Here is a 12,437-nt window from a genome sequence, read left to right on the forward strand (position 1 = left end):
GCCATCAACCTGCGCAACAACCGCGAGGCCAGCCTCGTCTTCATCAGCCCCCCGCCGCCCGACAAGCTCCAGCGCCAGGGCCGCGGCGTCTTCAAGAACCAGGTCACCCCGGCCATCGACCCGGCCAATTATCGGTAATAGACAGGGAAATAAGAGCGTCGGGGCAGCGCACCTCGCCGCCCTCGCCCGGCCCGGTTCAGCGCGGGTAGGCCGCCGGGCAGGCGCTGCGGTCCACCGCCGGATTGCACAAACGCACCTGGGCGAGGAAGGCCTCCGCCGCAGCCCGGGGGCCGCGGCTGTCGGCCACCAGCGTGTCGGCCTTGGCGGCGGGCAGACGCCAGGCCCGCTGCACCACATACAGGTAGTCCGGGCCTTCGATGGCCTTCACAACGGCCAGCTCGGCGTAGTTGGTGCCCGGCACCTGGGGGCAGACCAGGAAGGTCTGGGCCGCCCCGCTGGCGCTGGCCTCGGGCAGCAGGGCCTCGACGGCGCCGGCGGGTACCCCGCAGCGGCGGGCGCGGACGTCCTGCATGCCCTCCAGCAGGCGCACGGCCTGGCCGGGCTGTTTGCCGGGTGGCAGGCCCTGGACGCCGATCAGCTGCGTCCATTCGCGGGGGGCGTCGCCCAGCGGCACAAAATCGGCGCTCCAGCCATCCTTGCCGCTGTGGTTGGCCACCGGCATCGAATCGGCGGGCAGCGGCAAATTGAGCCAACGCACGCCGCCGCCAGCCTCTTCGGCCTGCCGGGTAGCAGCCAGTTCGCGCAGACGGCGGTAGGGCGGGTCGAGGACGGCCTGGAATTCGTTGGCACCGCTGTCGGCCACCACCAGCCGCGAGGCGCCGCTCTCGAAGCGGTACCACACGTCGTACACCCGGGTCGTGCCGCAGGCCTGCACGGTCCACCGTTCGAGGGCGTGATGGACCCGCTGGGGGCGGGTCTCGATGAGGTCGGGGGCGGCCTGCACGGTGTCCGTCACCTCGATGGCCCGACAGGGCTTGTCGCCCCGGGCTTCGAGGGCTTGGATGCGCTCGATCACCTGCTGCTGCGCCGCGGCGCGGCGCCACGCACCAGCATAGCCGGGCACCTTGCGGGCATCGGCCGGCAGCGCGGCCACCTGGCCGATGCGGGTGACGACCTCGCCGGGGAGCGGTCCCGCCTCATCCGCCAGGGCCGGCGCGGAGGCCAGCAGCAGCGCGACGAGCAGGCGCCTCACCGCCGCGCCCTCGCCTCTTCGAGCTGGCCGCACAGGCGCTCGGCGCCGTCGAGGATGCGCGGGGTGTGGCGCTGGATGAGGTCGGGCGGGATGAAGAACAGGTTGCCCCGCGCCACCGCCGGCAGGCGCCCCCACTGGCGCCAGTCGTCCAGCCATTCGGGGCGGCCCTCGCCCATGCCGCTGGCGACGATCACCTCGGGCTGGGTGGCCAGCACCGATTCCACATCGACGGTGGGCGCCAGCATCGGCAGCTTCGCAAAGACGTTGTCACCGCCGCACAGGCGGATCACGTCGGAGATCAGGTGCTCGCCGTTGATCGTCATCAGCGGGCGATTCCAGGCTTCGTAGAACAGCCGCAGCTTGGGCCGCCCCGAATACCTGGCGGCGAGGGCCGCGTGGCGCGCCCGGAAGGCCTTGGCCGCTGCCTCGCCCGCCGCACCGGTGCCGGCCAGGCGGCCGAACTGGGCGAGGCTCTTCGCCACGTCGTCGATGCGCCGCGGCTCGTTGATGAAGACCGGGACGCCCAGCGCGCGCAGCTTGTCGAGGTGGGCGTTGCGGTTGCCGCTCTTCCAGGCCACCACCAGGTCGGGCTTGAGGGCGATCACCTGCTCCATGTCGACGGCGCTGTAGCCGCCCACCCGGGGCAGCTTTTTGGCGGCCTCGGGGTAGTCGCTGTACTGCACCGCGCCCACCAGCCGGTCGCCGGCGCCGGCGGCGTACAGCAGCTCGGTGATGTGGGGGGCCAGGCTGACGATGCGCCGGGCGGGCTGGGCGAGACGCAGGGCCTGGCCCTGGTCGTCGACGATGTCGATGGGGGCGGCGGCGGCCGGGCCGGCAAGCAGGAGCGCCGCCAGGGGCGCGGCGAGAAGATGACGGAGGAGGCGTCGCATCGGCACGGGTCTCACAGGCGGGAGAGGGCCGCCTCGAGGCGGGCCCATTCGGTTTCGGGGCCGGGCAGGCCGAAGCGCAGGCCGGCCGGCGTCTCGAAGAGGCGGGTCAGGATGGCCTGCTCGGCCAGGCGGGCGTGGATGGCCACCGCGTCGGGGGTCGGCCGCCACTGGAACAGCGCGGTGCCGCCTCCACCGGCCAGGCCGTGGCGGTTGAGCAGCGCGGCGAGGCGGGCGCTGTCGGCGTTGAGGCGCTGGCGGGCGGCCTCCTGCCAGGGGCGGTCGGCCAGCGCGGCGGCGGTGACGGCCCGCGCCGGGCCCGACACCGCCCACGGCCCGAGGCGGTCGGCCAGCCGGGCCAGCAGGTCGGCCTCGGCAAACACGAAGCCAACCCGCGCCCCGGCAAGGCCGAAGAACTTGCCCACCGAGCGCAGCACCACCAGGCCCGGCTCGCCGGCGAGGGGCACCAGGCTGTCGCCCGGCTCGGCGTCGAGAAAGGCTTCGTCGACGATCAGCCGGCCGCCCCGCGCCGCCAGCCGCGCCCGCCAGGCGAGCAGCTGCTCGCGGGGAAAACGCTGGGCGTCCGGGTTGTTGGGCTGGACGAGGAGCAGGGTATCGGCGGAATCGACGGCGTCGGCGATGGCCGCGGCCGGCAGCGCGCACAGCGCGTGCTCGCGCCAGGCGTGGGGGTGCTCGGCGTAGGTGGGCGCCAGGGTAACGGCCCGGCCGGGCGGAAAGCACGCCGGCAGGGCCTGGATCGCCGCCTGGGAGCCCGCCACCGGCAGCAGGCTGGCGCTGCCGTAGTAGGCCGCCGCCGCCGCTTCGAGCCCGTCGTTGGCCTCGGGCAGGCGCTGCCACACCTCCGGCGGCAGGGCCGGCACCGGGTAGGCGCGGGGATTGATGCCGGTGGAGAGATCCACCCACTCCGCCAGCGGGATCCGGTAACGCTCCGCCGCGGCGCGCAGCCGCCCGCCGTGCTCAAGCATGGGCCAGCACGCTCACCAGCGCAGTGCCGAACAGCCACAGCCAGGTGCTGTTGTGCACCAGGGCCAGGGCCTTGTCGATGTCGGCGGCGCGGGCCGGGGCGCCGGCGCCGAGGGGCGGACGCTCCTCGAGCCGGCCGTGATACACCGCCGGGCCGCCCAGGCTGAGGTCGAGGGCGCCGGCGCCGGCGGCCATCACCGGGCCAGCGTTGGGGCTGTCCCAGGTGGGCGCCTGGGTGCGCCAGCAACGCAGCGCACAGGCAGTGTGGCCGAGCAGCGCATAGCTGAGGGCGGTGAGGCGGGCCGGCACGAAATTGAGCACGTCATCGATGCGCGCCGCCGCCCAGCCGAAGCGCAGGTAGCGCTCGTTGCGGTAGCCCCACATCGCGTCGAGGGTGTTGGCGAGGCGGAACAGCAGCGCGCCCGGCCCACCCAGCAGCGCAAACCAGAACAGCGCGCCGAAGATCGCGTCGTTGCCGTTTTCGAGCACGGATTCGACGGTGGCCTTGGCGACGCCGGACTCGTCGAGCTGGGTGGTGTCGCGGGAGACGATCCACGACAGCTTGGTACGCGCCGTGGCCAGATCGCCCGCCGCCAGCGGCGCCGCGATCGCCCGGGCATGCTCGGCCAGGCTGCGCCCGCCCACCGCAAGATAAAGCAGGCCCACGTCGAGCCCCAGGCGCAGCCGGCCGCCCTCGGCGTGCACCGAGCCGGCCAGCGCCACCCAGGGCAGCACCGCCACGCTCCAGGCCGCCAGACCAACCGCCCGGTTGCTGCCGAAGCGCCGGCACAGGCGCTCGACGACGGCGGCGTAACGCCCGAAACCCACCAGCGGATGGAAGCGCCGCGGCTCGCCGAGCAGGCGGTCGAGCAGCAGGGCGAGCCCCATCGGCACCGCGGCGGAAAAGAGGAAGAGAACAAACAGGGCTGACATGGGACAATCGGGGGCTTATTGCAACCAATATTGTAAGTCATGCGTCAAGCCCCCACCCTGATGATCCAGGGCACCACCTCCGATGCCGGCAAGAGCACCCTGGTGGCCGGCCTGGCCCGCCTGCTGGCCCGCCGCGGCGTCAGCGTCGCCCCCTTCAAGCCGCAGAACATGGCCCTCAACTCGGCGGTCACCATCGATGGCGGCGAGATCGGCCGCGCCCAGGCGCTGCAGGCCATCGCCGCCGGCCTCGCCCCGCACACCGACATGAACCCGGTGCTGCTCAAGCCCTCCACCGACATCGGCGCCCAGGTCATCATCCACGGCCGCCCGGTGGCCAACCTGTCGGCGCGCGACTACCACGACTACAAGCCCCGCGCGATGGCCGCCGTGCTCGAGAGCTACGGCCGCCTCGCCGCCGCCTACTCGACGGTGCTCGTCGAGGGTGCCGGCAGCCCGGCCGAGATCAACCTGCGCGACCGCGACATCGCCAACATGGGCTTCGCCGAGGCCGTCGATTGCCCGGTGATCCTGGTCGCCGACATCGACCGGGGCGGCGTCTTCGCCCATCTGGTGGGCACGCTGGAGTTGCTCTCGCCCACCGAACAGGCCCGCGTGAAGGGCTTCGTGATCAACCGCTTCCGCGGCGACATCGGCCTGCTGCAGTCCGGGCTCGACTGGCTCGAGGCGCACACTGGCCGCCCGGTGCTGGGCGTGCTGCCTTACCTGCACGGCCTCTTCCTCGACGCCGAGGACGCCCTGGGCGAGGCGACCATCACCAAAAGCCGGCGCGACGGCGAAGCCCGCCTGCGCGTGGTGGCGCCGGTCTATCCGCGCATCTCCAACCACACCGACCTCGACGCCCTGCGCCTGCACCCGCAGGTGGACTTCAGCTGGGTCGGGCCCGGCCAGGCGATCCCGCCGGCCGACCTGATCGTGCTGCCCGGCTCCAAGGCCGTCCAGGCCGACCTCGCCTGGCTGCGCGCCCAGGGCTGGGAAGACGCCATCCGCCGCCACCTGCGCTACGGCGGCAAGCTGATCGGCATCTGCGGCGGCTACCAGATGCTCGGCCGCCGGCTGCACGACCCCCTGGGGCTAGAAGGTGCCGCCGGCAGCGTCGCCGGCCTCGGCCTGCTCGACGCCGAAACCACCCTCGAGGCCGAGAAGCAGCTCGTCAATGTGCACGGCCGCCTCGCGCTGCCCGGCGAGCCGCCGGTGGCCGGCTACGAGATCCACATGGGCGTCACCCACGGCGCGGCCCTCGCCCGGCCCGCCGTGCAGCTCGCCGACGGCCGCCCGGACGGCGCCCTGGCGGAGGACGGCCAGATCCTCGGCAGCTACGTGCACGGCCTCTTCGACCAACCCGAAGCCCTCGCCGCCCTGCTCGCCTGGGCCGGCCTGCACGGAGCCGCCCCGGTCGACCTCGCCGCCCGCCGCGAAGCCGACCTCAACCGCCTCGCCGACAGCCTGGAAGCCCACCTCGACCTCGCCCGCCTTGCCGCCTGCTTCGGCCCCGGCGCCGCCGCCGAGGCGTTATGCGGCAGGCTTGCTTGACCACTCCCCCGCCCCTCTCTAACATTCCGCAGATGGACGCAGAACTCGCCTCACTCGAACAGAAACTTGAACAGCTGATCAGCCAGCACGCCGCCGCGCGGGCACGGCTGCTCAGCCAGTACACCGCCGCCCAGGCCGAAAACCAGCGCCTGCAGGAGAGGGTCGACGCCCTCGAGAGCGCCAACCGCGAACTCAACGACAAGCTCGGCCTCGTCGGCAGCCGCCTCGAAGCGCTGCTCGCGCGCATCCCCGAAGCCTGAGTTGAACCGCCGGCCCGTGGCCAGCCCATTCTTACCCTCAACCTTTTCCCCGCACGCCGCCACGGCGCAGCCGGAGACCCCCTGACATGGAAGCCCTCGACATCAAGCTGCTCGGCCGCGAATACCGGGTCGGCTGCAAGCCGGAAGAGCGCGAAGGCCTGCTCGCCGCCGTCGCCTACCTCGACGAAAAAATGCGCGACCTCGCCACCAAGACCAATTCCGCCGGCGAACGGCTGGCCGTCATGACCGCGCTCAACATCACCCACGAATTTCTGCAATTTCAGCGTGCTGGCGGGTTTGACATCCCCACACTCAAGCGTAGAATCGAACACATGAACAGTCGCCTCGATGGCGTCCTGGCAGAAGAGGAACCCCTCTCCTAGGGCATCGGGGCACGCAAGGTCTAGAAATCCCCTGCGGTGTTGGTTAAGGCTTTAAACTCCTTGAACCAATGTCTTCGTGACATGGGTCGCGGCCCATAGAAACCGTTGGTGTGCGCGCTCCTCGTCGAGTGTGCCTGATACGGAAGGAAAGCGACCCCCCTGAACTCCGGTTCAGGATGCCGGCCTGACGGCACTCGCGGGGGACCCAACAAAAAGCGCAGACCACGTGGTCTGCGCTTTTTATTTAACCGGTGCCTTTTTAGGGATCACGGCGACGCCGGCAAGAGCCGGCGGCCTCCCACTGCACGGCGGGAGGCCCGAGCAAGCTTACTCCGGAGCCTTGAAACCGGCGCCCGCCTTGTTGGCCAGGAAGGCCACGACGCGCTTCAGCTCGTCGTCGGTGAGATCGGCAGCGCCACCCCGCGGCGGCATGGCGTTCTTGCCGGCCGCGGCAGACTTCACCAGACCGTCGTAGCCCAGGGCCAGACGCGGCCCCCAGGCCGCCTTGTCGCCCGCCTTCGGGGCGCCCGCGGCACCGCTGTCGTGACAGGCCGCACACACGGCCGTGTAGATATCCTCGCCCTTGCGATTGCCCGCGGCAACGGCCGGCGCGGCAGCCAGCGCAACCTGAGCCACCGGACGCACGGCCTCGGCGAGCTTTTCCTCATCGACAGCGGCTTTCTTGCCGCAGCCCGCGAGCTGGGTGGCGATGGCCGCCACACCGATGGTGAGCGCGATCCGCGCGCAGGAACGAAGGGAGGCAGAGCGACGACTATCGGACATGCTGGAATCCTCGAGAACAGGCACGATTTAGTAAAGGCACGATTATAACGACGCTACCGCGCTTCTGTCAGGCAAAGCATGGACGCCGCCGCCGTTTCGCGCTATCCTTCGCGCCTCGCAACTTCGATGTTGCATGCACCAACAGCGCGCCCGTAGCTCAGCTGGATAGAGTACTGCCCTCCGAAGGCAGGGGTCGGACGTTCGAATCGTCTCGGGCGCGCCATAAAATCAAGGACTTAGGCCACTTTCGAGTGGCCTTTTTTGCGCCGTACGGAATCCATACGGAAATCTGATTGAGTGCAACGCCAGTCAGAGGCCCGCCCGCGGCGCTCGAATCTATGGCCAAACGCCCCTGCGGCATGGCCTGTCGCCTCCGCGGCGGCGTGGCTGCGACGGCTCCGCCCCTCCCTTGCTGCCAAACCTCACAAGGGCTCAGCTTGTGCCGGCCTGTCGCGCCAGCAGCGCGCTACGCTCGTCGATCACTGGCAGGCCTACGGGCTGCATACGCGCGCGCTGTCCGCCCTCCTGCCGCCCCTGGTGGCTTCCCTGGTGAATAGCGGTCTCCATCCTCGCGCCGCAGGCGCCTCGATTGGTTCTTTTCGTTGCCTCGGCGCGAAGCGCCCTCGATTTTCGGTCAGATCGGAAACCGATTCCGAAGTGGGTGGCGGCTTTTCCGAAGTGGGGGGAGGGTGATTGACCTTGTAAACCCTCATATTTTTCTGCAAAATTTTCATGCACTTATTATGCAAAACAAATAAACATGAAAACTTTTGAACGACTCACGCCCCGGCAAGCACAGTTTGTCCGGGAGTACGTGACCAGCGGCAACGCTGCAGAGGCCGCGCGGCGGGCTGGCTACAGCGAGCGGACGGCGAAGGTCATCGCCTGCGAACTCCTGACGAAACCTGACTTGCAAGAGGCTGTACAGGCCCTACAGGCTGAGAATGCGGCGCAATGGGATATCACCCGCAAGGACGTGATAGCGGGCGTCCTTGAGGCTATCGGGATGGCGCGGGCACAGGGGGAACCTATGGCGATGATCGCCGGTTACCGGGAGCTTGCCCGCATGATGGGGTTCAATGCGCCGGAAGCCCACCGGGTGGAGCTCGCGACGCCTGCGGCTGCATCGGCCATGCTGGCGAAGCTGGCCGCCATGTCGGATACCGACCTTGCCGCGCTGGCATCGGGTGGGGCGTAGGTATCTTCTTCTATCTAAAAAGTAAGGAACGATCTTCACCATCGTCACTGATGCCCCAGAACCCGCGCCGGTACTGGCTTTGCGGTGTGACGGTCGGGTGACGGTGGTGCATGTCTTTTGCCTCCTTGCGTCGTTTTTTGGGTGCAGGCGTGTCGATTTTCGCGTCATACTTCCATGCTGATTGCTATCAGGGGTTCAGAATGAGGCGCGCGACGATTTTGATTACCGCGGGGCTGTTGGCGTGGGGGTCGCTCCCTGCCCACGCACAGATCTATAAATGCAAGGGTGCCGACGGCAAGGTTCAGTACACGCAAGGCGGGTGCGGGCAAGGGGACGAAGCGAAGGTTGTCGCGCCCGTCATCCCCCAAGTGTCAGGCCATGACGGCGCGCGAGGCGATTACCGGGGGCGTGCACAGGCTGAGGGCAGCGCCGCGGAGCGCCAAGTGGGGCACTTGGTCGCAGAGGCGTTGGCGAGGGATGATTACAGGCGCGCCGAGGGGCTGGCGGTGAATTCCGACCACTGGCAAATGATTGCGGACGCAAAGGCTAAGAAGAGAAGCGCAACCACTGTCGGGCCGAATCGGGCACGTGTGTGCACCCATTCGGGGTATGTGTGGCCCGGGGGCGGACCTGTTACGGGGACCACGGTTTGTCGCAGGGAATGACTCCGTATCACTGATACGGGGGTCATTCCTTTGTCGTTTTTTCACTCCCTGACGATGCGCACCTTTGCGCCCGTCCGCCCTCGCCCAGCGGCTTCGATCCTCACGCCTGCCCGGCGCAGGCCTGGTGCAATCCGCTTGAGCTGCCCCGATAGGTGACGGGGCGAGCGCGGCCAGTTGCTGCGGTCGATCTCGGGCATTCTGTTCAGCTCGGTCAGTAGCTGCAGGTATGTCCCTTCCCACTCCCGCCCCTCGGGCCGTGCTGCAAGCATCTGTATTCCAACGGCTACGCCGTAGCTTTCCAGCCCTCGGGCGAGGGAATCGCCGTGCATGCTGTCGAGTCGTTGTGAGAACTCCCCGGCCTTTCCACCAAGGGCCATGCACACCGCCTCCCCAAGCCGTTGATAGTCCAGCATGCGTTTTTGCATGCCTTCCGGTATCTCCACCTTGGGCAGCATCTCGAGGGCTTCGGCGAACAGGGTTAGCAGCCCGGTGAAGATGGCGGGATAGTCGCGCAACCATGCGGCCTCCATACTCTGCTCATCCTGCCGCTTGGCTGCTGCGATGGTGGGCAGCTCGACGGTGATGACGCGCTCGATGAGGTCGGGCGCCGTCGCAACGCCGTTGATCCCGTTCAACATCACCGGGCGTTTGCTGGTGATGACGTGTTCCTCGCCGTTGGTGTAGAGCTGGCGGGTGGCGTATCCGCCCCCGGTGCTGAGGATACACAGAGCGTCTTGCATGTCTTGGGATAGGCTGCTGAGGTTCTCGAAGCTGCATACCTGGGCATTTGCCGCGGCGATGTGGATGTCCTCCACGCACTTCGGCGCGCCGCGCAGCGGCACGGCTACGGGGTCAATGAGGGCACGCAAGCGGCGCTGTGTCGTGCTCTTGCTTGAGCCCATTTCTCCGGCCAGTTCGAGCACAGGATAAGGCGTGTCCGGGCGCATTGCGTCGAGTAGCCACGCCAGCACCAGCGGGCGGGCGTCCTTCGGGATGTTCAGATGCTTCCACAACAGATTCACGTTACCCCGTGCTCCGGGCTGGGGCAGTGGGCGGGCGCCTGCTGTGCGCACGAAAAGCACCGGGGAGCGATCCAGCAAGCTCCATTCACCGGCGGCGATGCGGACGGCTTTCCATCCGTCGTCGCACAGGTCAAGGTAATAGGCGTCGCCCTGCTTGGCGCAACGCAGGTAGGTTTGCACCTCCGGCCCCTCGAAGGTGCCGACCGCTCCAAGCGTGGCAATCGCCGTTTTCATGGCTTGGTCTGGGATGCCGACCTTGTGGGCTGCATACACCTGCCCGCGAACCCAGCGGTCGAAGCCTGTCGAGTTGAGCATATGGACCTCTTGCCGCCCCTCGATCTCGATCAAGGCCACGCCTGCGCCCTCTGCCGTGTGGGCGTAGGTCGCGTGCTGGCGGGCCACGGCTAGAACCATGTCCTGCGGGCTGTCGTGCTGCTCCCCCTCGCCCTTCGTGAGCTTGTCCAGTCTGGTGCGCTGGCCTTTCACGTTGGCGATGAGTCGGGCGTATTCGGCTTCACTCTTGCGACGGATGACGCGCAGGGCCTCGATAACCTCGTCTTCATAAACGGCGCCCTTGTCGCCCGGCAGGCGGGCCAGTGCATCACGTACGATGGCCTGCGGGTCGGCAGCCTCGGCAGCGGCCTGCTTCACCTGGGCTGGCGTGAGTTTGAGCGATGCGTTCATGCTGCGCCCCTCCCCGCCAGCAAGCGCACGATGAACCAATCAAGATCGGCAATCGTGCGGTGTGCGCAGTGGCCGTGCTGGCACTTGAAACCGCCGCGCCCGTCGTTCTTCTCGTCAGGCTCGAAATAGGCGGTGCCCGTTTGGTCCTTGGCGGTGTGGCCTTCGTGCCAAGGGCAGACGATGCGGTGCCCGCCGTGGAAGCCTCGAATGGGCTCAAGATACAGGCCGGCAGCTTCGAGGATGGGGAGATAGCCCGCGCCTCCTGCGTTGCTGTCGCTGGGCTTCCTGCGCGGCGTACGGGGCTGACTGGCGGCGGCGAGGTCGAAGCCGTACGCCTTGGCGATCTGCTCGGGCGTGTAGCGGCGCGAAGGCTCCCACACATGAACCCGCTTGGTGAAGGGCTGGCCGTCCTTGGCATACTTGGCCTTGCCGTTGATGCCGGTCGGCAGGCGCCCGTATCGGGTCAGGTTGCCCGCGCCCGGGTCGGATGCACCGGCCTTGATGAGGCCGTCAATCAGGGCTTGGGCCTTCTGCTGGTCGCGCTCCGGCTGGGCGAGGGCTAGCCATGCTTGGAAGTTGCCGGGGCTGGTTTCCACAAGGCAAGAGGGGGCGAGGCGCAGGGCGTCGAGCTGGATCTTGGTTCCAAGGTCGTCGAGAAGCACAAGCCACAGGCCGGCCCAGCAATCCTTGCGGCGCCGGTACTTTCCATCCTCTGCACGCTTGAACGTGCTGACGCACACGTAATTGTTGTGGGTGTCGCGGATGAATCGGGGCATGGGCAGGGCCGAAGAGCCGAACCAAACGGAATGCGCTGCCGTGGCTACGTCACCGGGGAAGCCTGCGACCCAAGGCACTTCACCCCCGCCGATGCCCGCGAAGGCATGCGCGATGAAGTCGGCGTTGGGCAGCTGGATGCCTTGGGCTTTGCTACCCTTCGAGAGCTTGATATTGGTAACGCCTGCCCCCTTCACCCCTGGCCGGGTGGTGGGGGCTTTCTTCTGGCGGGGAAGGATTGCAGTGTGGTTCATCGTGCGCCCTCCCTATATGCTTTAACGATTGCGCGGACTTGCCGCAGGGTCGGCACAGGTGCGGGCTGATTGCCGCGATAGATCACAAGCACGTCAGTCTTACGGGCTTGGCGCATCGCCTGGGCGTGCCACGTTTTGGCGCCGTTCGCCTTGGCGCGGGCCTCCTGGCGTTCGACGTGCTGGAGGAAAGCGGCGTAATTGGGGAAGGCGTGGGCGGTGTGGGTGCCGCCTTCGATCTGGATTAGCAGCGGTGCTTTCATGGTCTGCACCTCCTCAAGCTGCGCCTTGGGCGTCGATCTTCTTTTGAATCCAGGCGTCAATCACGGCGGCGGGCCATCGCGCCGTGCGGGCGCCGAGTTTGATCGGGGCGGGGAATTCGCCCTTGCGAATCAGCTCGTAAATCTTGGTTCGCCCGAGATTGGTTTGGGCTTGAACGCTCCGAATGGGGAGCAGGCTTTGGGGTTGGGCGCGTTCCATATTGACCTCAATCTGTTTAGGAATACCGCGTTAGTGCGGCGGTCCTTACTGTGAGGTCGCACGGGCCATTTTCTGCAGCGGGATTCTTGGGAATATCCGGTAAATCCCGCGCTGCTTTACATGGGCGTCACAGGGGGAGTCAAAGCCATACGGAGTTCCCCGCATCCCCGAGGTTTGAACGCGCAGTGCTTGGGTTGATCGGCTCGTCTGCACCCACAACAACCCGATGTACCTCTATCACAAGCGCCCGATAAGGAGCGCGAGCATGCAGGGCAATCGTACCGACCCGACATACCCCACCGCAAAACATCGTTCACCTTCATAGCCTTACACGCCCCCTGTTCACAGCCGCAGAAAGTGTGTAGTTTC

Annotated in this window: 14 protein-coding genes, 1 tRNA gene and 1 other RNA gene; 7 read left to right on the forward strand and 9 right to left on the reverse strand. The window is 67.8% G+C overall.

Translation table 11 applies throughout. From position 1 onward, the window contains the following. Window positions 1-196 precede the first annotated feature (196 nt). Genes ACE3OU_RS18295 through cbiB form a run of 4 tightly spaced genes read right to left on the reverse strand, consistent with a single transcriptional unit; the run spans window position 197 to window position 4,017 of the window. Window positions 197-1,213 (reverse strand): hypothetical protein, encoded by a 1,017-nt coding sequence (locus tag ACE3OU_RS18295; RefSeq protein ID WP_374242994.1) that lies wholly within the window; start codon window positions 1,211-1,213, stop codon window positions 197-199. Further along, window positions 1,210-2,103: a cobalamin-binding protein gene (locus ACE3OU_RS18300; protein WP_374242995.1), complete on the reverse strand. Its 894-nt coding sequence runs from the start codon at window positions 2,101-2,103 to the stop codon at window positions 1,210-1,212. Before ACE3OU_RS18300 ends, ACE3OU_RS18295 begins: the two co-directional genes overlap by 4 nt. 11 nt (window positions 2,104-2,114) lie before the next feature. Further along, window positions 2,115-3,086, reverse strand: a complete 972-nt coding sequence (cobD, locus tag ACE3OU_RS18305) for a threonine-phosphate decarboxylase CobD (protein ID WP_374242996.1) — start codon at window positions 3,084-3,086, stop codon at window positions 2,115-2,117. Beyond that, entirely contained in the window at window positions 3,079-4,017 is a 939-nt protein-coding gene (cbiB, locus tag ACE3OU_RS18310; RefSeq protein ID WP_374242997.1) for an adenosylcobinamide-phosphate synthase CbiB, read from the reverse strand. Before cbiB ends, cobD begins: the two co-directional genes overlap by 8 nt. A 39-nt stretch (window positions 4,018-4,056) precedes the next feature. Between cbiB and ACE3OU_RS18315 the strand changes: the two genes are divergently transcribed. From ACE3OU_RS18315 to ssrS, 4 genes are all read left to right on the forward strand, one after another. Next, on the forward strand, window positions 4,057-5,568 hold the full coding sequence (locus ACE3OU_RS18315) for a cobyric acid synthase (RefSeq protein ID WP_374242998.1): 1,512 nt from the start codon (window positions 4,057-4,059) through the stop codon (window positions 5,566-5,568). Window positions 5,569-5,600: 32 nt separating this feature from the next. Then, entirely contained in the window at window positions 5,601-5,828 is a 228-nt protein-coding gene (locus tag ACE3OU_RS18320) for a hypothetical protein (protein WP_374242999.1), read from the forward strand. A gap of 86 nt (window positions 5,829-5,914) precedes the next feature. Beyond that, window positions 5,915-6,211, forward strand: a complete 297-nt coding sequence (locus ACE3OU_RS18325) for a cell division protein ZapA (RefSeq protein ID WP_374243000.1) — start codon at window positions 5,915-5,917, stop codon at window positions 6,209-6,211. Between the two features lie 25 nt (window positions 6,212-6,236). Further along, a non-coding RNA gene (gene ssrS, locus ACE3OU_RS18330) (6S RNA) lies at window positions 6,237-6,418 on the forward strand. Window positions 6,419-6,538: 120 nt separating this feature from the next. Here the strand turns inward: ssrS and ACE3OU_RS18335 are convergent. After that, complete coding sequence (locus tag ACE3OU_RS18335) at window positions 6,539-6,994, reverse strand: cytochrome c5 family protein (RefSeq protein WP_374243001.1); 456 nt, start codon at window positions 6,992-6,994, stop codon at window positions 6,539-6,541. Window positions 6,995-7,140: 146 nt separating this feature from the next. Between ACE3OU_RS18335 and ACE3OU_RS18340 the strand changes: the two genes are divergently transcribed. From ACE3OU_RS18340 to ACE3OU_RS18350, 3 genes are all read left to right on the forward strand, one after another. Further along, window positions 7,141-7,217, forward strand: a tRNA-Arg gene (locus tag ACE3OU_RS18340). 537 nt (window positions 7,218-7,754) lie between these two features. Continuing rightward, entirely contained in the window at window positions 7,755-8,192 is a 438-nt protein-coding gene (locus ACE3OU_RS18345; protein WP_374243002.1) for a terminase small subunit, read from the forward strand. Between the two features lie 200 nt (window positions 8,193-8,392). Further along, the gene (locus ACE3OU_RS18350; protein ID WP_374243007.1) at window positions 8,393-8,857 is read left to right on the forward strand and encodes a DUF4124 domain-containing protein; all 465 of its coding nucleotides are present in this window, start codon (window positions 8,393-8,395) and stop codon (window positions 8,855-8,857) included. A 41-nt stretch (window positions 8,858-8,898) separates the two neighbouring features. On the opposite strand, the gene ACE3OU_RS18355 is transcribed toward ACE3OU_RS18350, so the two are convergent. From ACE3OU_RS18355 to ACE3OU_RS18370, 4 genes are read right to left on the reverse strand one after another with little or no spacing between them, the layout of a single operon-like run. After that, the gene (locus ACE3OU_RS18355) at window positions 8,899-10,563 is read right to left on the reverse strand and encodes a hypothetical protein (protein WP_374243003.1); all 1,665 of its coding nucleotides are present in this window, start codon (window positions 10,561-10,563) and stop codon (window positions 8,899-8,901) included. Continuing rightward, window positions 10,560-11,591, reverse strand: a complete 1,032-nt coding sequence (locus ACE3OU_RS18360) for a DNA-primase RepB domain-containing protein (protein ID WP_374243004.1) — start codon at window positions 11,589-11,591, stop codon at window positions 10,560-10,562. Before ACE3OU_RS18360 ends, ACE3OU_RS18355 begins: the two co-directional genes overlap by 4 nt. Then, window positions 11,588-11,851 (reverse strand): hypothetical protein, encoded by a 264-nt coding sequence (locus ACE3OU_RS18365; RefSeq protein WP_374243005.1) that lies wholly within the window; start codon window positions 11,849-11,851, stop codon window positions 11,588-11,590. The genes ACE3OU_RS18360 and ACE3OU_RS18365 overlap by 4 nt, the downstream gene beginning before the upstream one ends. Window positions 11,852-11,864: 13 nt before the next feature. Beyond that, window positions 11,865-12,068, reverse strand: coding sequence for a helix-turn-helix transcriptional regulator (locus tag ACE3OU_RS18370; protein WP_374243006.1), 204 nt, complete (start codon window positions 12,066-12,068; stop codon window positions 11,865-11,867). Between the last annotated feature and the right edge of the window lie 369 nt (window positions 12,069-12,437).

Origin of the sequence: Zoogloea sp. (assembly GCF_041908905.1) — a bacterium.
In the GTDB taxonomy this organism is placed as follows: Bacteria; Pseudomonadota; Gammaproteobacteria; order Burkholderiales; family Rhodocyclaceae; genus Zoogloea.

Bases quoted from the DNA above. Each gene is read 5' to 3' on its own strand.
- ACE3OU_RS18300 (WP_374242995.1), bottom strand. From the start codon at position 2,103: ATGCGACGCCTCCTCCGTCATCTTCTCGCCGCGCCCCTGGCGGCGCTC.
- cobD (WP_374242996.1), bottom strand. From the start codon at position 3,086: ATGCTTGAGCACGGCGGGCGGCTGCGCGCCGCGGCGGAGCGTTACCGG.
- cbiB (WP_374242997.1), bottom strand. From the start codon at position 4,017: ATGTCAGCCCTGTTTGTTCTCTTCCTCTTTTCCGCCGCGGTGCCGATG.
- ACE3OU_RS18315 (WP_374242998.1), top strand. From the start codon at position 4,057: ATGCGTCAAGCCCCCACCCTGATGATCCAGGGCACCACCTCCGATGCC.
- ACE3OU_RS18320 (WP_374242999.1), top strand. From the start codon at position 5,601: ATGGACGCAGAACTCGCCTCACTCGAACAGAAACTTGAACAGCTGATC.
- ACE3OU_RS18325 (WP_374243000.1), top strand. From the start codon at position 5,915: ATGGAAGCCCTCGACATCAAGCTGCTCGGCCGCGAATACCGGGTCGGC.
- ACE3OU_RS18335 (WP_374243001.1), bottom strand. From the start codon at position 6,994: ATGTCCGATAGTCGTCGCTCTGCCTCCCTTCGTTCCTGCGCGCGGATC.
- ACE3OU_RS18345 (WP_374243002.1), top strand. From the start codon at position 7,755: ATGAAAACTTTTGAACGACTCACGCCCCGGCAAGCACAGTTTGTCCGG.
- ACE3OU_RS18350 (WP_374243007.1), top strand. From the start codon at position 8,393: ATGAGGCGCGCGACGATTTTGATTACCGCGGGGCTGTTGGCGTGGGGG.
- ACE3OU_RS18355 (WP_374243003.1), bottom strand. From the start codon at position 10,563: ATGAACGCATCGCTCAAACTCACGCCAGCCCAGGTGAAGCAGGCCGCT.
- ACE3OU_RS18360 (WP_374243004.1), bottom strand. From the start codon at position 11,591: ATGAACCACACTGCAATCCTTCCCCGCCAGAAGAAAGCCCCCACCACC.
- ACE3OU_RS18365 (WP_374243005.1), bottom strand. From the start codon at position 11,851: ATGAAAGCACCGCTGCTAATCCAGATCGAAGGCGGCACCCACACCGCC.
- ACE3OU_RS18370 (WP_374243006.1), bottom strand. From the start codon at position 12,068: ATGGAACGCGCCCAACCCCAAAGCCTGCTCCCCATTCGGAGCGTTCAA.